The organism is Qipengyuania psychrotolerans, from assembly GCF_019711355.1.
Lineage (GTDB): Bacteria > Pseudomonadota > Alphaproteobacteria > Sphingomonadales > Sphingomonadaceae > Qipengyuania > Qipengyuania psychrotolerans.
The window spans coordinates 417676-436611 of the sequence record NZ_CP081297.1 but is presented as its reverse complement, the minus strand read 5'-3'; the positions used below and the strand labels follow the sequence as shown (position 1 = coordinate 436611).

19 protein-coding genes are annotated in these 18936 nt (G+C 60.3%); 12 read left to right on the top strand and 7 right to left on the bottom strand.

From position 1 onward, the window contains the following. Positions 1 to 2: 2 nt before the first annotated feature. The gene (locus K3166_RS02085; protein WP_221423060.1) at positions 3 to 878 is read left to right on the top strand and encodes an HpcH/HpaI aldolase/citrate lyase family protein; all 876 of its coding nucleotides are present in this window, start codon (positions 3 to 5) and stop codon (positions 876 to 878) included. On the opposite strand, the gene K3166_RS02080 is transcribed toward K3166_RS02085, so the two are convergent. After that, positions 875 to 1204 carry a hypothetical protein gene (locus K3166_RS02080; protein WP_221423059.1) on the bottom strand — a complete coding sequence of 110 codons (330 nt, stop codon included), beginning with the start codon at positions 1202 to 1204 and terminating at the stop codon, positions 875 to 877. The genes K3166_RS02085 and K3166_RS02080 overlap by 4 nt on opposite strands. Then, on the bottom strand, positions 1201 to 1872 hold the full coding sequence (gene lipB / locus K3166_RS02075) for a lipoyl(octanoyl) transferase LipB (protein WP_221423058.1): 672 nt from the start codon (positions 1870 to 1872) through the stop codon (positions 1201 to 1203). The genes K3166_RS02080 and lipB overlap by 4 nt, the downstream gene beginning before the upstream one ends. Positions 1873 to 1931: 59 nt before the next feature. On the opposite strand from lipB, the gene K3166_RS02070 reads away from it, so the two are divergent. Beyond that, positions 1932 to 2759 (top strand): hypothetical protein, encoded by an 828-nt coding sequence (locus tag K3166_RS02070; RefSeq protein WP_221423057.1) that lies wholly within the window; start codon positions 1932 to 1934, stop codon positions 2757 to 2759. Here K3166_RS02070 and K3166_RS02065 read toward each other — a convergent pair. Beyond that, on the bottom strand, positions 2756 to 3364 hold the full coding sequence (locus K3166_RS02065) for a class I SAM-dependent methyltransferase (RefSeq protein ID WP_425594577.1): 609 nt from the start codon (positions 3362 to 3364) through the stop codon (positions 2756 to 2758). The two genes, K3166_RS02070 and K3166_RS02065, sit on opposite strands and share 4 nt — an antisense overlap. Before the next feature lie 123 nt (positions 3365 to 3487). On the opposite strand from K3166_RS02065, the gene K3166_RS02060 reads away from it, so the two are divergent. Beyond that, positions 3488 to 4843 carry an MFS transporter gene (locus K3166_RS02060; RefSeq protein ID WP_221423055.1) on the top strand — a complete coding sequence of 452 codons (1356 nt, stop codon included), beginning with the start codon at positions 3488 to 3490 and terminating at the stop codon, positions 4841 to 4843. Here K3166_RS02060 and arsC read toward each other — a convergent pair. After that, a complete protein-coding gene (arsC, locus tag K3166_RS02055; RefSeq protein ID WP_221423054.1) occupies positions 4840 to 5184 on the bottom strand; it encodes an arsenate reductase (glutaredoxin) in 345 nt (114 codons plus the stop codon). The genes K3166_RS02060 and arsC overlap by 4 nt on opposite strands. A gap of 173 nt (positions 5185 to 5357) precedes the next feature. On the opposite strand from arsC, the gene K3166_RS02050 reads away from it, so the two are divergent. Beyond that, positions 5358 to 7463 (top strand): TonB-dependent receptor, encoded by a 2106-nt coding sequence (locus K3166_RS02050; RefSeq protein WP_221423053.1) that lies wholly within the window; start codon positions 5358 to 5360, stop codon positions 7461 to 7463. Positions 7464 to 7529: 66 nt separating this feature from the next. Here K3166_RS02050 and K3166_RS02045 read toward each other — a convergent pair whose 3' ends face one another. The 3 genes from K3166_RS02045 to K3166_RS02035 are packed head-to-tail and all read right to left on the bottom strand — an operon-like array spanning position 7530 to position 9082. Next, positions 7530 to 8093, bottom strand: coding sequence for a (2Fe-2S)-binding protein (locus tag K3166_RS02045; RefSeq protein WP_221423052.1), 564 nt, complete (start codon positions 8091 to 8093; stop codon positions 7530 to 7532). A 12-nt stretch (positions 8094 to 8105) separates the two neighbouring features. Continuing rightward, positions 8106 to 8318, bottom strand: coding sequence for a PF20097 family protein (locus tag K3166_RS02040; RefSeq protein WP_221423051.1), 213 nt, complete (start codon positions 8316 to 8318; stop codon positions 8106 to 8108). After that, the gene (locus K3166_RS02035; protein WP_221423050.1) at positions 8318 to 9082 is read right to left on the bottom strand and encodes a class II aldolase/adducin family protein; all 765 of its coding nucleotides are present in this window, start codon (positions 9080 to 9082) and stop codon (positions 8318 to 8320) included. Before K3166_RS02035 ends, K3166_RS02040 begins: the two co-directional genes overlap by 1 nt. Positions 9083 to 9203: 121 nt before the next feature. Between K3166_RS02035 and K3166_RS02030 the strand changes: the two genes are divergently transcribed. The 8 genes from K3166_RS02030 to K3166_RS01995 all read left to right on the top strand — a co-directional run bounded on the left by K3166_RS02030 (position 9204) and on the right by K3166_RS01995 (position 18919). Then, the gene (locus K3166_RS02030; protein WP_221423049.1) at positions 9204 to 10571 is read left to right on the top strand and encodes an MATE family efflux transporter; all 1368 of its coding nucleotides are present in this window, start codon (positions 9204 to 9206) and stop codon (positions 10569 to 10571) included. Between the two features lie 49 nt (positions 10572 to 10620). Continuing rightward, positions 10621 to 12990: a chemotaxis protein CheA gene (locus K3166_RS02025; RefSeq protein ID WP_221423048.1), complete on the top strand. Its 2370-nt coding sequence runs from the start codon at positions 10621 to 10623 to the stop codon at positions 12988 to 12990. Then, positions 12987 to 13421 carry a chemotaxis protein CheW gene (locus K3166_RS02020; protein WP_221423047.1) on the top strand — a complete coding sequence of 145 codons (435 nt, stop codon included), beginning with the start codon at positions 12987 to 12989 and terminating at the stop codon, positions 13419 to 13421. Before K3166_RS02025 ends, K3166_RS02020 begins: the two co-directional genes overlap by 4 nt. Before the next feature lie 55 nt (positions 13422 to 13476). Further along, positions 13477 to 13842: a response regulator gene (locus tag K3166_RS02015; protein WP_221423046.1), complete on the top strand. Its 366-nt coding sequence runs from the start codon at positions 13477 to 13479 to the stop codon at positions 13840 to 13842. Between the two features lie 14 nt (positions 13843 to 13856). Continuing rightward, positions 13857 to 14948, top strand: coding sequence for a chemotaxis-specific protein-glutamate methyltransferase CheB (gene cheB / locus K3166_RS02010; RefSeq protein WP_247714695.1), 1092 nt, complete (start codon positions 13857 to 13859; stop codon positions 14946 to 14948). After that, positions 14939 to 15817, top strand: coding sequence for a CheR family methyltransferase (locus tag K3166_RS02005; RefSeq protein WP_221423045.1), 879 nt, complete (start codon positions 14939 to 14941; stop codon positions 15815 to 15817). Before cheB ends, K3166_RS02005 begins: the two co-directional genes overlap by 10 nt. Positions 15818 to 15939: 122 nt before the next feature. Beyond that, positions 15940 to 17469 carry a putative bifunctional diguanylate cyclase/phosphodiesterase gene (locus K3166_RS02000; RefSeq protein WP_247714694.1) on the top strand — a complete coding sequence of 510 codons (1530 nt, stop codon included), beginning with the start codon at positions 15940 to 15942 and terminating at the stop codon, positions 17467 to 17469. A 106-nt stretch (positions 17470 to 17575) separates the two neighbouring features. Further along, positions 17576 to 18919 carry a methyl-accepting chemotaxis protein gene (locus tag K3166_RS01995; RefSeq protein WP_221423044.1) on the top strand — a complete coding sequence of 448 codons (1344 nt, stop codon included), beginning with the start codon at positions 17576 to 17578 and terminating at the stop codon, positions 18917 to 18919. The last annotated feature ends 17 nt before the right edge of the window (positions 18920 to 18936 follow it).

Sequence of the window (18936 nt, the reverse complement as noted above, 5' to 3'; positions counted from 1 at the left end):
CTATGCGCTCGTGGATATTGGTCCCGGCGGACAAGGAAAAGGCTCTGGGCCAGGTCGCTGGCTCGGGCGCGGATGTGGTGGTTGTCGATCTTGCTCGTGCCGCGAGCAATGAAGCCAAACAGCACACCCGCCTTGCCGCCCGGGATTGGCTGTCATCCCACCGTGAACAGGTCGTCTCTGCGCGCCGGTTTGCGCGCTGGGCGCGGATCGGGCCGATCTCCAGCCCGCAATGGCGCGATGATCTTGCCGCCGCCATGGAAGGCGCACCTGACGGGATAGTGCTGGCCGAATGCGCCGGGACAGACGAAGTCCAGCAGTTCGCGGCCGGCCTGTATGAAAGCGAAAACCGGATCGGAGTGCGCAGCGGATCGACCAAGATCATCCCGGAATTGGGCGGGAATCCCGCAGCGGCATTGCACCTCAAGCCCTTCGCGGAAGAACTGCACCCGCGCATTGTCGGGCTAGGCTGGGATGCCGCAGCGCTCGCGCGTTCAATGGGCGCTCAGCGAATGCGCGGCCCCGGCGGTTTGTGGAGCGATGCGCTGGCTTATGTCCGGGGACAGGTCTTGCTGGCAGCGCACGCGCAAGGCCTCCAGGTCATCGAGGCCCCGTTTCGCGACACCCGCGACGCCGAAGGTGCCCAGCGCGCGGCCCTGGCCGCAAGGGCCGACGGGTTTACGGGAATGATGGCCGTTCACCCATCGCAGGTCGAGGCGATCAACAGCGCCTTCGCACCGTCACAGGACGAAATCGCCGAGGCGCGCGAACTGATCGGGATGTTCTCGCTCAATCCCGGCGCGGAAACCTTGCCGTTTCGCGGGCGGCACGTGGGATACAAGGAACTCTCGCGGGCGAAGGCTTTGCTGGGCGAGGATTAATCTTCCTCTGCCGATTGCTCGGGCTCGGCTCGGGGTCCAGCTGCGGCCTCGGCCTCTGCAACTTCAGGCTCGGCTGCCTCAGGGGTGGCCGTTTCCGAAGCTGATGTGGCCTCATCTTCGCTGCCATTCGAGCCAGTTTCGCTCTCACGCAGCGGCGGGGCCTGCGACGTCACATGGCCAAGCGGCAGCATGTCGTCACTGATTGTGCCGCCAAGCACTTCTCCCTCGGCGGACTGCGCTTCGTTTTCGGGACCGGGTGCAGCCGGCTCATCCTTGCAGCCGGCAAGGAGCAGGCTGGCGGTAGCCAAAATGGCAAAATGTTTCATGGCAGCGAACACTCTTTTCCTTCCAGCGCGGCGAGAAAATCGCCTGCGCGCAGCTTCAATGCCTCATCGAATGTGTGAGGCGCAATATCATGGCCGAGTTTTGCCATGCTGGTGACACCGAATTCTTCGATCCCGCATGGCACGATGCCGGTAAAATGCGACAGGTCGGGCGACAGATTGACCGAGAAGCCATGCATCGTCACCCAGCGCCTGACCCGCACACCGATCGCGCCGATCTTTGCTTCGCGGCCATCGATATCGCGTGTCCAGATACCCACTCGCCCTTCTGCGCGCCAGCATTCGGCGCCCAGATCGCCCAGTGCGGCGATGACCCAGCCTTCTAGGGAATGGACAAAGCAGCGGACGTCCTTCCCGCGTTTCGTCAGGTCAAGCATGACATAGCCGATGCGTTGGCCTGGCCCGTGATAGGTATAGCGTCCGCCCCGCCCCGCCTCGACCACCTCGAAGCGCGGATCGAGCAGCTCTGCCCCGTCCGCGCTCGTACCTGCGGTGTAAACCGGCGGGTGCTCGAGCATCCACACGAGTTCGTTCGCTTTGCCTTCAAAGATTGCCCGGTTGCGATCTTCCATGCTTTCAAGCGCGCTGCGATAGGGCAATTGCCCCGCTTCCACGCGCCATTCGACAGTATCAGTGAGCATTTCGGCCATCAGTGATTGCGTGGCGGTGCCCGGCGCGCTTATCAAGAGCCAATGATAGGGGAAACACGATGAAATTCGACTTCGACAAGGGCTGGAGCGAGGCTGTGGCGATGATCCGCAGCAACTTCGGGCTGCTGGCGACCATTGCCGGAGTGCTGGTATTCCTTCCGGCGACCTTTGCCGCGATCATTTTCCCCAGCGCCAGCCTCGAGGCATCGCTCGGTGGTTCTGCAGAGCCGAGTATGGAGATGCTGCAAGCTGCGCTGATCACTCTGTTCGCCGAATACTGGTGGCTGGTGCTTGGCGTGTTCCTGCTTACAAGCCTTGCGCAATTGGCGATGTTTGCATTGTTGCGGCGCCGCGCCTCCCCCACAGTGGGCGAAGCGATCGGCGCAGCGGCTGGCCTGCTACCCAGCTTCATTGCGGCGCAGGTTCTCCAGATCATTGCCATTCTCATGCCGTTTTTCGTGCTCGTTTCGCTCCCCGCTGCGGCAGGGATGGGCGGGATTGCGGCCGTCGGAAGTCTGTTCATGCTCCCACTGATCTTTTACCTGACAGTCAAGTTCTCGCTTACCACGGCGGTGATCGGCGTTGAGGGTGAACGCAATCCAGTGTCCGCACTGCAGCGGTCATGGCACCTTACGAAAGGCAATTCATTCCGCCTGTTCGGCTTCTACCTGTTGCTCGCGGTGGCAGCCTTTGTGCTCTTTCTTCTGACAAGCTGGGCAGTGAGCCTGATCTTTGCGCTTGGCGGTGATCAGGTCGAAAGCTTCGGGGCCGCGCTTTTCGGCGGGGCGCTGGACGGCTTGGGCGCTGTGTTATCGGTCAGCGTGCTTGCTTCCGTCCACGCCCAGATGACGCGCCTGAAAACTCCGGACCGAGGACAGGAAGCTTAGTTTTTCGGCTCTTTCCAGCCCCAGAACAGCTGGCACGGCAAGACATTCAAAGCTTCGAAGCCGCGCTCGATCCGCTCGAAATGCGGGGCCATATAGTCACGCGCCTTGGCCGAGAACTGATACACGAGGAAAGCGCCGCCCGGACGGATGACCTCATATGTCGCCTCCGCGATTGCCGGACCAACTCCGTCGGGCAGCGTCGAGAACGGCAGGCCTGAAAGGACATAGTCGGCATGATCATGACCGTGCGCCGATACGATTTCCTGCACGTCCGCCGCCGAACCCAGTACCGCGTTGAAGCGGCTGTCCACGAAATGCTTGCGCAGGTAGTCGATATACAGCGGGTTCGTGTCGATGACGATCAACGCACCGTCGCGCGGCAACCTGTCCAGAACCGCCTGGCAGAACGTGCCCACACCCGGCCCGTATTCGACGAATAGCTTGCACTCGTCCCATTTGACCGGCGCGAGCATCTTCTCGATTGTGAAACGAGATGAGGGGATGATCGACCCGACCATCTTTGGATGTTCGAGAAAACCGCGGAAGAACACACCCCACTGGCCAAACAGCCGCGCGGCTTTCTTTTTGAAAGTGCGCCTTTCCAGCGCAGCAACACTATTGTGCCCGGTCAAGACGGACCCCTCAATCGACCCAAAGACAAGCGCACCGTCTGGCAGCGCCGCATGGGCATTGCAAGGCCGCGCCTGTCGGCGTAGCGCCCTTATCCCATGGCCGATGCAGATCCCGTAGACGCCGTGACGTCACCAGCCGCAGGCAAGCCTCGCGCCATTTCGCGCGAGCGTATGGCTTTGCTGTTCGCCGTCATGCTGACCACTGCGGCCGGCAACACGGCCATGCAATCGGTGATGCCTTCGATCGGCACCGCCTTGCAGATCGACGATGTGTGGATCAGCCTCGCCTATAGCTGGTCAGCATTGTTGTGGGTCATCTGCGCTCCCTTGTGGGCAGAGCGTTCCGACCGGCGCGGCCGCAAGGCGATGATGGCAGTGGGTATGATTGGCTTTGTTGTCTCGATGGCCCTGTGCGGCCTGGCACTGTGGTTCGGGCTGATCGGGCTGTTGAGCGGCACCGGGGCATTGCTGGCCTTTGCCGCTGCGCGCAGTCTTTATGGCGGCTTCGGAAGTGCCGCCCCGCCTGCCGTCCAGGCCTATGTCGCCAGCCGGACGCCCCGTGCCCAACGCACGCAGGCGCTATCGCTCATCGCGTCCAGCTTTGGCCTTGGGACGGTCATTGGCCCTGCACTTGCTCCGCTGATGGTCCTGCCTTTTGTCGGCCTGACGGGCCCGTTCATTATCTTCGCCCTGATCGGAGTGATCACGCTCACGGCGCTGCGGCTTCGCTTGCCCAATGACGAGCCGCAATTTCCTGCCCGGGGGACCGCCTACGATGCGCCGTATGCCGGGGCTTCGCACGCCACCGAACTTGAAGAGGACGAGGACGAAGACGAGGAAGAGGTCGAGCCGCACAAGCTGCGATGGTTCGAACCTCGGCTGCGTCCATGGGTAACGGTCGGCCTGCTTGGCGGTCACGCACAGGCGATGGTTCTGGGAATATCGGGGTTCCTGGTGCTCGATCGCCTCGGCCTGCGCGACACACCTGCCGAGGGGACAGGACCAGTGGGCCTAGTGCTCATGGCAGGAGCAATCGCAACTCTGCTCGCCCAGTGGGGACTGATCCCGCGCCTCAACCTAGGCCCGCGCTCAGCGACGCTGGCTGGAATCGCCATCGCCGGTTTCGGCGTGGCGATGCTTGGCCTTGCTAACGATATTCACTCGATCGCGCTGACCTTTGCTATCGCGTCACTCGGCTTCGGATTATTCCGCCCTGGCGCCACTTCAGGCACCTCGCTGGCGGTGACCCGCGCCGAACAGGGACAGGCGTCCGGCGTGACAGCTTCGGTCGCCGGGGCGAGCTATATCTATGCCCCGGCGCTGGGCGTATACCTTTACGGCCATTCTGACTGGCTAGGGTTTGGCCTGATCGTGGCGCTTTGCGTGGCGGTGTTCGTTTATGGCTGGGTCAGTCTGCAACGGGACACCATGCTCACCATCGATCGCCCCTAGAGGATTTCGAGCACCCTGTCCTGTGGACGGCAGAGGCGGACCCCTTTCTCTGTCTCGACAATAGGGCGCTCAATCAGACTCGGCTCTGCTGCCATCGCGTCGAGTACGACACTCGCTTCGGCACCCGGCAGCCCGCGTTCTTCGGCGTCGGTACCGCGCGTGCGCAGCCCTTCATTCGGTGTGATCCCCGCATCGTTGTAAAGCTGGGCCAGTTTCTCGCGGCTGGGCGGGTTCTTCAGATACTCGACAACCTCGACCTCGACGCCCGAAAGGCTTTCCAGGATAGCCAGTGTCTTGCGCGAAGTGCCGCATTTCGGGTTGTGCCAGATGGTCGCCTTCATGAGTTCTCCTGTTCTCGTTCGCGCAGCATCTAATCGTCTGTTGCGATCAGTAAAAGTCACTCTTGCGATTTTTTCACCCGCCAGAGGCCAGTTTCGGGTTGCTAATGAGAATAGCTCTCAATAGCAGGGGCCTCACAAGTTGAGAATCAATCGCAAGAGTTAGAAAGTATTTTATGAAACTGAGCACCCTGGCTCTTCTGGCTGCCACGACCGCAATATCCGCGCCTGCCCTCGCCGCCGAAGAAGCTCAGCCTGAACGCGATTACCTGCCTGCCGACATCATTGTCAGCGGCGACCAGGATGATGGCTATGACAATGACGACGGTTCTACGGCCACCAAGACCCCGACCCCGCTGATCGACGTACCGCAGGCCGTCAGCTTCATCACCGAAGACCAGCTCGAAGACCAGGCAATCCGCCAGCTGAACGATGCGCTGCGTTATGTGCCGGGCATCAGCATGGAAACGGGCGAAGGACACCGCGACGAGGTCTTCATTCGCGGACAGGAAAGCACCGCGGATTTCTACATCGATGGCTTGCGCGACGATGCGCAGTATTACCGGTCGCTCTACAACATCGAGCGTGTCGAAGTGCTCAAGGGCGCCAATGCGTTGATTTTCGGACGCGGTGCTGGCGGCGGCGCGATTAATCGTGTCGCCAAGAGAGCCGAGCTTGGCGATGCATTCGTCAGCGGCGAAGCGTCCGCCGATACATTTGGGGCGTTCGCCCTCCTGGCAGACGTGAACCAGACGGTCTCGAATGACGTCGCCCTGCGCCTCAACGCGACTTACGAAGAGTTCGACAACGATCGCGACTTCTACGAAGGGCGCTTTATCGGTGTCTCGCCGACACTGACCGCAGCCCTCGGCACCGATACGACCCTGATCGCCAGCTATACGTTCGACAGTGACAAGCGCGTGACCGACCGCGGTCTGCCCTCGCTAGGCACCGGACCGCTCACCGGTTTTGACAGCACATTCTTCGGCGATGCCGACTTCAACCAGGCAGAAGCCGAGGTCCACATTGGCCGCGTGAGGCTGGAGCATGACTTCAACGGCGGGCTGACTGCCAATGCTACCGTCCAGTTCGCTGACTACGACAAGGAATATGCCAACATCGTGCCGTCGGGCACTGACGGCGAAACGGTGACCTTGGGCGGTTATCGCGATGCCCAGCAGCGTACCAACTGGATCGGTCAGGCGAACTTTGTCTGGGAAACAGATCTTGGCGAAAACCTGGCATCCACGCTCCTGTTCGGAATGGAAGCAAGCCGTCAGGATTCCGCGAACCAGCGCCAGAACGTGTCCTTCACCCGCGCACCGGACGCTGATGGCCTCGCCCCTAATGAAACGCCGCTGGACGACGTCCTTTTCATCCCGCCGTATGTGCTCGATCCCACGTCACGTTCGCGTGACAGCAATCTGGAAACGCTGTCCTTCTATGTTCAGGAACAGCTTGAGATCGGCGAATACCTGGAACTTGTCGCAGGCGTTCGCTGGGACCGGTTCGATCTCGACACGGCAAACCTGATCGAGAACGAAACCGCCGACCGTGTTGACGAGAAGTTCAGCCCGCGCCTAGGCCTGATCGTCAAGCCGTCGCCGGACCTCTCGCTTTATGCGTCTTATTCGGAAAGTTTCCTCCCGCAGGCTGGTGACCAGTTCTTCATCCTGTCGCAGGAAGAAGCACAGTTCGAACCGGAGAAGTTCACCAATTACGAAATCGGTGCGAAATGGGCACCGCTCGACAAGGTGTTGCTCAGCGCGGCTATTTTCCGCCTCGAGCGGACAAATATCCAGGCACCTTCACCAGAAGACGACACGCTGACTATCCTTGCTGGCGAAAGCCGGATTGAAGGTTTCGAAATCAGCGCCGTGGGCGAAATTGCTGACTTCTGGAAAGCAAACCTCGGTTACACCTATCTCGATGGCGAATTGCTCAACGAAAATGCATTCGGCGATGCCGGGCAGCGGCTTCAGCAGCTTCCCAAGCACTCGATCAGTGCTTGGAACCGTATCGACGTGAACGAAAAGCTCGGCTTCGGACTGGGCATTATCCACCAGTCGGAGCAGTTTGCCAGTTTCTCGAACACCGTCGTCCTGCCGAGCTATTGGCGGGTGGATGCGGCGGCATACTACACCGTCAGCGACCGCTTTAGCGTGCAGTTGAATATCGAGAATCTGTTCGACGAGGATTACTATCCCAGCGCGCACGGAAACAATAACATCCAGCCCGCCGACCCGTTCAGCGCGCGCGTGGGCGTTCGGTTCGAGATGTGACCGGTTAATTCCGGCCGAGCTTGCGGCGGCGGGAGCGATCCCGCCGCCGTTTGCGTTTTGGGAAGGCTAGTCTTCGTTCTCCTCCGGCCCTGTATTAGGGCTGGCCAACGCTGGCACCTCGCGCGCAGCATCCTTGCTACTGATGCCCGGCGCGGGTGCGGCGCTGATACGCTCCTGCCGCCGCGCCACGCGCCCTGCCCGCTCGATTGCGCGGACGAGGCGCGGATAGACTCCGCAGCGGCAAAGGTTAGGCACCGCCGCCTTGATGTCGGCTTCCGAAGCGCTGGGATTGCGATTGATGAGCGCTGATGCGGCCATCACGATACCCGGTGTGCAAAACCCGCACTGGATGGCCTGTTCGGCAACCATCGCCTGCTGGACCGGGTGCGAGCGATCCCCGCTCAGCCCCTCGATCGTGGTGACGAAACGTCCTTCAGCCTCGCCAATCGTGACAAGGCACGAACGGAGGGGTTCACCGTCGATATGGACCATGCACGATCCGCAATCGCCAGTGCCGCAGCCATATTTCGTGCCGGTAAGATTGGCGGCATCGCGCAGCGCCCAGAGAAGGGGCGTATCATCATCCATCAGGAATTCGACCGGCCGGTCGTTTACCGTCATTCGCGACATGAGTTGATCGGCCTATCTGGCGTAATGTTCAAGGAAGCCGCACCGATTGCAGCGCCAGCTTTCGATACTGAGTAGCCGCTTCTTGTCGACCTTCAAGCCCCACCATTTCTTGACAGGCTTGCCGCTTTGCCAGCCCGCGACGTGCTTTTCGCCATAACCGTGATCGACCACGAAGCCGTCTTCCATCCGCCCGTCACATTTTGGACAGGCCTTGGCTGCTGCCATCAGCTCTTCCAGCTATCGTCGATCTTCGACACGCGGCGTTTCCAGGCTTCGAAATCGAAGACCCCTGCGCCGCCTTGAGATTGCATGACCGCGAGATCGCGCTGATGCGTATCGACCACGTCCTGCGTAACGACATTCGCATTGCCCTGACTGAGCGTAGCGATCTGGATTTCGCAGGCGCGCTGCAGCGCCCACATCTTGACGAACATGCCCGGGATGGTCTTGTCCATCACAACCGGGCCGTGATTGCGCAGCATCAGGATCGAGTGGTTGCCAAGATTTTCAACCAGCCGGTCGCCCTCCTCCGGACGCACCGTCACGCCTTCGAAGTCGTGATAGCCGATCTGGCCCTGGAAATTGCAGGCATAGAAATTGGTCGGGACGAGGCCGTCCTTGTGGCTGCACACTGCCATCGTTGCCGTGGTGTGCACATGGCAAATGGCGGTGGCCCGCTCGCCCAGGTGTTTGTGGAAGTGGGCGTGCTGGGTAAAGCCCGCCTTGTTCACCATGTATTGCGACTGGCCGACATTGTTACCTTCTACGTCGATCTTCACGAGATTGGATGCGGTCACTTCGTCATAAAGCAGGCCGAACGGGTTGATCAGGAACGTATCCTTTTCACCAGGCACCGCAATCGAGATGTGGTTGTAGATGCTTTCGCCCCAACCCAGATGGTCGAAAATTCTGTAGCAGGCAGCAAGATCCTGGCGGACCTTCCATTCTTCTTCGCTGCATTCGAACTTGGGCTTGATCTGCGTGGCCATCGCACACTCTCCTCGGTTTTCTATTGCAACCTCTATCGCATGGCAGGCGGCGGCGGGGCAAGATGCGTTGCGCAATTGAACGCTTCCCTTGCGCGATCCGCCCCGCTAGCGGTGCTGCGCAATGAGCGAGACGGCCAAACTGACACGCGGCAGCATTGTCGGCCATCTCGTAGGTCAGACCGCGCCAATGATCTTCGGTGTCGCCGCGATCATTTCCGTTGCGCTGGTCGATGCCTATTTCATCGGGCAATTGGGCGCCCAGGAACTGGCCGCCGTCAGTTTCATCTTTCCGATCACGATCGCGCTCTCCAGCCTTGGCGTCGGGGTCATGGTCGGCATCAATTCAGTCATCGCCCGGGCGCTGGGTGAAGGCGACGCCGAGCGCGCCGAGAGACGCGCGAATTTTGGCGCTGTATTCGCGCTGACTGTCGGCGTGGTTCTGGGCCTTGCCCTCTTCTTCCTGCTCGACCCCTTGTTCCGGCTGATGCAGGCGAGTGAAGCGCTGCTGCCGCTCATCCGTGCCTATATGCAGCCCTTTTCTCTGGGTCTGCCGGTGCTGATCCTGCAAATGGGTCTCAACGGCGTGCTGCGCGGACAAGGAGAGGCGCGCAAGACCAGCTATGTCTCGATCACCTATTCGGTCGCGAACTGGGTCCTCGATCCTATCCTGATCACCGGAGCGTTCGGCTTTACCGGGTTCGGGATCGCAGGCGCAGCCTACGCCTCCATCGCCGGTTTTGCCCTCGCCATTCTCGTGGCACTCTATTTGATCGGGCATTCGCAACTGCAGATCAATCCGGCCTCCATCCGCAACTGCGATGTGAGCAAATCCAGCAAGGCAATCCTCAGCGTGGCGGGGCCGGCGGCATTTTCGAACGCCATCAATCCGATCGGCCTTGCAGTGCTTACCGCCCTGCTCGCTTCGCAGGGTGAAGCGGCTGTGGCGGGTTTTGGCGCAGCGGGGCGGCTGCAAAGCTTCGCCACGGTACCGCTGCTCGCATTGTCCGGATCGATCGGTGCAATCGTTGGTCAGAACTGGGGTGCGAAGCAACCCGACCGGTCACGCGCGGCATTGCGTTATGCTGCCATGTTCTGTGTCATATACGGCCTCGCGACTGCGGTGCTGCTGTATTTCACCGGTGGTTGGTTCGCCCAGTTTTTCACCGAAGACCCTGCGGTGATCGAAGAGTTTGAAAACTATATCGCCATTGCCGCCTGGGGCTATGCCGGTTTCGGACTTCTTATCGTGGCTAACGGCGCGCTCAACGCTGTCGACCGCGCCGGTCTTGCGCTGACCCAGAGCGCAGCCCGGGTATTCCTGTTCATGCTGCCGTTCGGCTGGCTGCTGCGGCCCACCTTCGGGGCCGACGCGATCTATGGCGCCGAGCTGGTTGCCAACCTTGCGGGCGGCCTGCTGGCGATCACGATCGTCTGGCAGGTTCTGCGCGCCGGTCCGGATAAAGAACACTCAATCCAAACCAATCGTTAACCATCATCGGCCATAGCGGACCTCGCAATACAGGGGATCCGCAAAGACCATGGATGAGTTGCTGGCAGACTTTATCGCCGAAACGCGCGAAATGCTCGAGCAGAGCAGCACTGAACTCGTCGCCTGGGAGGCCGATCCTGCCGACAAGGAGCGGATCGATACGATCTTCCGCTTCGTCCATACGGTCAAAGGCAACTGCGGCTTCTTCGACTTCCCCCAGCTCGAGAAACTGAGCCACGCCGCCGAGGACGCGCTGGCAGAATGCCGCGCAGGTCGCCGTGAACCGGATACCGCGCTCGTCACTGCGGTCCTGGCCATCATCGACCGTATCGGCGAAATGACCGATGCCATCGAGGCTGGCGAAGAGATTACCGGCGACGATACCCCCCTTATCTCGGCCCTCAGCCGCGATAACGAAATCGAAATTCAAAGCGATATTTCGGTAAAGCAGCCTGCCGACGAAAACTCCGAAGAGACATCCCCATCACGCGGACAGCGCCAAGCCGTCCAGCGTTCAATTCGCCTGCCTGTCGATCTGCTCGACGAGGTAATGAAGGGCGTCTCGGACATGGTGCTGGCCCGCAATGACCTTGCTCGCCGCCTGCGCGAAGCCGGAGAGCAGCCGACAATCGACGGTCCGTTCGAGCGGCTGTCAGCCATCCTTGCCGATGTGCGCACGTCCATCACCCGCATGCGGATGCAGCGGCTCGAACATCTGTTTTCCTCGCTTCCGCGGCTCGTGCGCGATTTGTCCAATGAACTGGGCAAGCAGGTCATGGTCGATTTCGAGGGAGGAGAGGTCGAACTCGACCGCGAAATGATCGAGATGGTCCGCGATCCGCTGACCCACATCATCCGCAATGCCATCGATCACGGGATCGAAAAGCCCGCCACACGCCTCAAGAACGGCAAGCGCGAAATCGGCTTCTTGCGCTTCGCTGCACGTCAATCAGGCAACCAGATCAGCCTACTCGTTACGGACGATGGCGGCGGTATCAATGTCGATCGGCTTTGCGAAAAAGCTGTCGCGGCAGGTATCTACACCCAGTCCGACATCAGGAAGATGTCTGACGAGCAGAAGCAGCAGCTCATTTTCGAGCCGGGTCTTTCCACCGCTGACGAAGTAAGCTCTGTCTCCGGGCGCGGCGTCGGCATGGACGTTGTTCGCGCCAACCTTGAACGGGTCGGCGGCTCGATTGAAGTTTCCAGCAAGCAAGGTGACGGCACCAGCTTCCACCTGCAGCTTCCGCTGACACTATCCATCATCGCTGCGCTTACAGTGAGCAGCGGCGGTCAGCATTATGCCATTCCAAGAAGCTACATCGAGGAAATCGTCTTCGGTAGCTCCAACAACGTGGAATTCGCGCAGGCTGGTGAACGCCGACTGGTTACTTTCCGCGGCCGCCGGGTTCCCTGCTTGTCGCTTGCCGAAGTGCTGGGCGTGGAAGATGAATCTGGCTGCGATTGGCAGTCCAAGACGCTGGTCCTTGTGCGCCTGGCGAGCGACGATGTCTTCGCACTGGCTGTGGACCGCGTACACGATCACGAAGACGTGGTCGTCAAGCCGATCGCTCCGGCGATCATGGCCACCAAGCTTTATGCCGGAACCACCCTGCTCGATGACGGCAGTCCGATGATGCTGATCGACCTGCCCAGTATCGCGCAAATGCGCGGGATTATGGGCGAGCTGCGCTCCAAACCGAGCGTTATCGAAGCGGCGGAAGAAAAGCGCGAAGAAGCGGCAGTTCCGCTCATGCTGTTTACTGGTCTCGACGGTCGCCGCCGCGGCGTTCGCCTCGAAATGGTTCGCCGCATCGACACGGTCTCCGCCGACGCTTTCGATATCGAGGGCGACCGCGCCCAGGCGGTCATCGATGGCCGTATTTTCCCGTTGGCCGGACACGAATATGGTCCGCTACCCGAAGATCGCTGCCGCTTGCTGCGTCTGAGCGACGGCGAAAGCGAAGTCGTTTATGCCGTGTCTGAAGTTCTCGACGCTGCCGGCATGACCAGCGAACTTGTTCCCGCTGACAAGGATGATGCCATCGAAGGCGTGACGCTGGTAGGAAACAAGCCTGTGCCGCTGATCGACGGGCATACAATTTTCGCTCGCCACGCCGTTATCGCTCCCAAGAACGGCCCGCTTCTGTGCCGTCTCCCGGAAGACAGCGACTGGTCGCGGACCATCCTGGAGCCACTCGTTCGGGCCGCCGGCTATGAAATCGCCCATAGCGCGGATGCCGAAGCCGATCTCGCCATCCATCTTTCGGAAAGCGCCGACGCGCCGGAATCAGACGCTCGCACCACCATCCGCCTACGGCCCGATCCCGAGGATGCGGGCGACGGCTCCATCTATCGTTATGACCGCGAAGGCCTGCTCGCAGCGCTGAAGCGGGTTCGCACCGGGAGGGCGGCATGAACGAACTTCTCTTGATGTGCACCATCGCTGGCCGGAAGGCGGCAATTCCCGCTTTGCGCGTGCAGACGGTGCTCGAAATCGACGAAATTACACCGATACCGGGTACGCCCAGCTACATACGCGGCCTCACTCCGCTGCGCAGCCAGGCGCTGACCGTGGTCGATTGTTCGCTGGCGCTGGGATTTGACGAAAAGACCAATTCTCCTGAACGCCGCGCGGCAGTCGTCGAGCTGGATGGGCACCTTTACGCGCTAATGGTCGATGCGGCTGAAGACGTTGCGGAAGCGATCGGCAAGCCGATCGCGATTCCTGGCGGTCTCGGCGACGGCTGGCAGCGCGCTGCCACAGGAATGGTCGAAACCGCTTCCGGCCCGGCCGTACTGGTCGATGTCGAAGCCATCATTGCGGGCCCGCCCGCGCTTGCAGCTTAAGCGATTGGTTACCGCTCATGTTTATGATGCGGATTGAAACTCAAGGAACCTACTCATGAAGACCTGCCTCATCATCGACGATTCGCGCGTAATCAGAAAGGTTTCGCGGCATATTCTGGAATCGCTCGAATTTTCCGTCGACGAGGCGGAGAACGGTAAGGAAGGCCTCGAGAAATGCCTTGAAAGCATGCCCGATGTCATCCTGCTGGACTGGAACATGCCCGTCATGACCGGCATCGAGTTCATCAACCAGCTCAGGAAGAGCGAAGGCGGCGACAAGCCCAAGGTCGTGTTCTGCACTACCGAAAACGATGTCGCGCATATCCGCGAAGCCATCAGTGCCGGGGCTGACGAATACGTCATGAAGCCGTTCGATCATGAAACCCTGCAGATCAAGCTCCAGCTTGTCGGCATGGCCTGAGCGGGAGCAGCGAAATGGTCGCGGCCCTACGCCCAAAAACCGATGAAATTCCCGAAGCCGAGGCGGAGGATGGCCGGATAAAGGTCATGCTGGTCGACGATTCGTTGACCGTGCGTACCGTTTTTTCGCGCATGCTCGCCAAGGAAGCCGACATCAATGTGGTTGCTGCAACCAGCACCGCTGAAAAAGGCCTGGAGGAACTTCGCGTAAGGCAGGTCGACGTGATCATGCTGGATCTCGAAATGCCCGGCATGGGAGGGCTCGAAGCCCTGCCCAAAATGCTGGCGCAATCGCCCTCCACCAAGATCCTGGTGATCTCCTCGCTGACTGCCGAAGGTGCGGAACACACCGTCGAAGCGCTGCGTACCGGCGCTGCGGATACGATGCTGAAGCCGCGTCCAGGCGGCTTTAACGACGATTACCGGGACCAGCTTCTTGGCAAGATTCGCGCGCTCAAGGGGATGGGCCCCGAAGAAACCAGGCGTGCGAACGCGAAGCCAGCTTCGCGCCGCGCCGGTAAACGCCCGCAGGTCATCGCAATTGGCGCCTCGACTGGCGGCATCCACGCGCTGAACCTGTTCCTGCGCAAGATGCCGAAGGACTTCCAGCTTCCCATCCTGATCACCCAGCACCTGCCTTCCAGCTTCATTCCGGTGTTCGCGCGGCAGATGGAGATGGCATCGGGGCGAGAGGCCGTCCTGGCAGATGAAAATGTCGAGATTCAAGCTGGCAAGCTAGTGATTGCACCGGGACACGGTCACATGGTCGTGCGCCGCAAGGGTTCGCATGTGGTCACCGGTCTGGCTTATCACCCGGTCAAAAGCGGTTGCCTGCCTTCCGTCGATCCGATGTTCGAAACGCTCGCCGAAGCCTATGACGGCGAAGTCGCCGGTGTGCTTCTGTCAGGCATGGGACGCGATGGTACCGAAGGTGCCGAAGCGATCGCGAAGGCCGGCGGATCGATTTACGCGCAGGACGCGCAAAGCTGCGCCGTGTGGGGGATGCCGCGCGCCGTCACCGAAATGGGACTGACGACGGCAGCATTACCGCCCGAACGACTGGCCGAGACGATCCTGGCCAGTGCCGGAGCGCAGGCATGGCGATAGACGACGCTTCGCACCGCATCATCGCCGATCTCCTGACATCGCGTACAGGCCAACAACTCACAGAAAGTCGCCGTTGGCGCATCTCCACAGCCCTTGCGGGACTGTTCCGTGAAATCGGGATCGAGAATGTGGACCAGCTGGCCTGCATGCTCGAGAGGCCGGGCGAACACCGGCTGGCAACACGGGTTGTCGAAGCCCTGCTGAATAATGAAACATACTTTTTCCGCGATCATGCCTATTTCGACACCCTCGCCAACGTGCTCTTACCGGAGCTTGCCCGAAAACGCGCTGACAGCCGGAAGCTGACCATCTGGTCGGCAGGCTGTTCGACCGGACAGGAAGTGCTCAGCCTGGCGATGATCTTCGCCGAGCAACCTGGACGCTGGCAGGACTGGACCATCGATATCGTCGGCACGGACATTTCAGGCAAGGCCATCGAGCAGGCCAAGAGCGGGACCTATTCGCAGTTCGAAATCCAGCGCGGCATCTCCGTTGCGCAGATGCTCAACTTCTTCGATGAAACAAAGGGCGGTTGGCAGGTTTGCGACAAGGTCCGCGCCATGACCCGGTTCGGCCAGCAGAACCTGCTCGACTACCCCCCTTCCCCGAGCAATTTCGACCTCGTACTGTGCAGGAACGTGCTGCTCTATTTTGCACCTGACGTTCGCCAAGCCGCATTCGAGCGGCTGGCAAGCGCAGTGAACGATGACGGTTATTTGATGCTGGGTTCGGGCGAGACAGTCGTCGGCCAGACAGACCGGTTCGTATCTTCGGAGCTCGGCGCCGGATTGTACAAGGCCAACACTGACAGTGTTCCAGCCCGTAAATTTTACAGCCGGCCGACACCAGCTGCCTTGCGAGCGGGATGATCCGGCGTTCCCGGAACCCGGCATCCTTCGCTTGAAGGTAAACGCCCGGTTTACTGTTCCTTAGCGAATGTACCGTATGGCGGTTGGTCTGGAATTAGATTCACGCTTCGAGGAGCATCTGCGTGACACATCAGAGTGACAAGACCCGTCACGATACACGCGTGCTGCTGTTCGCTCCTCTCGCCGTGCTTGGGCTAATTGTTGGTGCCACGGCAATTTCCGGCCTGTTCGCGGCCGATGCTGCCGATCTCGTGATCGTTTTCATGCTGGGCGGCGCAGCTTTTGCCGCCGCGATCACTCTTTTTGGCCTGCTGGGTTATCGCCATCTGGCGAGCCTGGAGCGCATCAGCAATTCCGACAGCCTGACGATGCTTCCCAACCGCCGAGCGCTTCATGGAGGCATTCAGAGTGAAGTGCGGACGCAGCAGGAAGTCGCGCTTGCCCTAATCGATCTCGATGGCTTCAAACTTCTCAACGATCACTATGGCCATTCGGTCGGCGATCAGGCGATCAAGGAAGTCGGCCGGATTTTCGAGGGAATTTGCGAAGGGAATGCCCTTGTTCATCGCCTTGGAGGCGATGAGTACGCGATTTTCATGTCCGGTAATCTGGCCGGCACACTTCTCGAAGGTATCTGCCGCCGCATCATTGAAAGGCTGGCCAAGCCGGTCGCTGTCGATGACCGCCGGCTCACGCTTGGTGCCAGCATCGGTCTGGCGCGCAGGCTTCCCTACGACACGGTAGGTTCAAGCGAGCTGCTCCGCCGCGCGGACGTCGCCATGTATGTATCCAAACGCGCCGGCAAGATGCGCTGTACGTGGTTCAGCGAAGCGTTCGACCATAGCCGCGAACAGCTCAAGGAAATGGACGATGAGCTCCGCTCCGCGCTGACCAACGGGGAGTTCTGCCTGAACTACCAGCCGCTGGTCGATACCACGTCACGCAAAGTCGTCGCGGTCGAATGCCTGCTTCGCTGGCAGCGCCCGGACGGTAAGCACGTCGGGCCGAACATCTTCATTCCCGTTGCTGAGGAATCCGGACTGATCAACGCAATCGGCCTGTGGGTCCTGCGTCAGGCTTGTCAGGATGCGCTTGCCTGGGACGACATCACGCTATCCGTGAACATTTCGGCAGCGCAGCTGCGCAACCCGGAATTCCCTATCCACCTTGGCCATATTCTTGAAGAAACGGGCTTCGATCCAGAGCGGCTGGAGCTCGAAATCACGGAAACGTGCCTTGTGCTTGATCCGATCGTGGCCGAACGCAGCCTTGCGGTTATTCGCGGCTTTGGCGTGCGCGTCGCGCTCGACGATTTCGGGACCGGATATGCCTCGATCGGCTTCCTTCGCCAGTTCCGCTTCGAGAAGCTGAAGTTGGACCGTAGCCTGGTCGTCCAGGCCGGCGAAGATGACGCGAGCCGCGCCATGATGCTCTCGAGCATCACCGTCGCTCGGGCGATGCATATGGACGTCACGGCCGAGGGCGTCGAAACGGAAGAACAGGCTGACATGGTCCGGGCAGCTGGCTGCGACCAAATCCAGGGCTGGCTCTATTTCAAGGCAATGCCAGCTGGCGAAATTCCCCAGCACCTCAACCGCCCCATCGGCGCGCAAAGCCGGGATGACAGCGATCCTCACGCCAAGGTTGCGTGAGCAAATCCGATTATCCGCCTACTCGCATTTTCTTTCCGATCCTCCTTAACCCCTAATAAACCATCTTGGCGTAAGCCTTGAGGAAATCACGCGGAGTATCACTACCATGGATGCGCAGACCGGTTTCCTCGACAAAGACCTGGTTAACGAAATCTCGGCAATCGAGGTCGAACTTGCACACAAGTCCGATTACCGATCGGCTGTCGTTTCGTGGTTCATGAGCCGGACCCTCAAAACAAAGGCTCTGGTCGCCACAGCTTTCTCGCTTGGAACCCTTCTGCTCGTGTCCCTCGTCGCGCTGCTGGGCCTCAATAACCCCGCATGGTCGGACTTCGCGACCACCACGATCATCATCGCTGCAATCATCGGCTCTGTTGGTGCCAGTGTATCGACTTTCGTGATTATCAAGAACGTCATCGAGCCGTTCAACGATATCGTTCAAGACATGAACCGGTTGGGCCAGGGCAAGCGCGACATCACCGTTGCCGGAACGAACCGCCCCGACGAAATCGGACAGCTCGCTCGGTCGTTGGAGCTTTTCACGAAGACGGGTCACAAGCTTGATGAACTATTCGCCGGACGAAAAGAAAGCACAGAACGCCGCCAGAGGGAAATCGCACTTCTTGCCAGAAGTTTCGAACAGGAAATTGGCGAGGTTGTATCCGGCGTTGCCGCGGCTTCGAGCCAGCTAAACCGTACCGCAGAAGAGATGGCCGTAACAGCCGAAATGGCTTCGACGCAGGCTGCAGAAGTCAGCGGCGCCATGGATCAGGCATCGAGCGGCGTGACCGCTGCAGCGGCCGCTTCAGACGAATTTGCCATGTCGATTGGCGAGATCAGCCGTCAGGCATCGCACTCCGCAGAGCTTGCCCGCAAGGCGGCCGACGATGCGGAAAGCGCCGACCAGACCATCTCCACATTGTCCAGTTCTGCCGATCAGGTGGGCCAGATTGTTGAGCTGATCCAGTCGATCGCACAGCGTACCAACCTGCTCGCTCTCAACGCATCGATCGAGGCTGCACGCGGCGGTGAAGCTGGCCGCGGCTTTGCCGTCGTCGCCAGCGAGGTCAAGGAACTGGCCGCACAGACCAGCCGCGCCACTGAAGAAGTCGCAGACCAGATCCGCACCATGCAAAATTCGACCGGTGACAGCGTGAACGCGCTTCGTTCAATCGGCTCACAAATCAAGCAGCTCGAAACCACGGCAATCTCGATTGCCAGCGCCGTGGACCAGCAATCGGTTGCCGGTCAGGACCTCGCACGCAGCATCGACCTTGCAGCACGCGGTACCGACGAAGTTGGCGGGCACATCGACACGATGCGCAACACCAGCCTTGCAACCGGCGCTTCGGCCAGCCAGGTTTTGTCGTCAGCCAAGGACCTTGAAGGTCAGGCATCCTCGCTGCGAAGCCGCGTGGACTCGTTCCTTGCCAAGGTACGCGCAGGCTGAGCTTTCGCTCAGCCTGG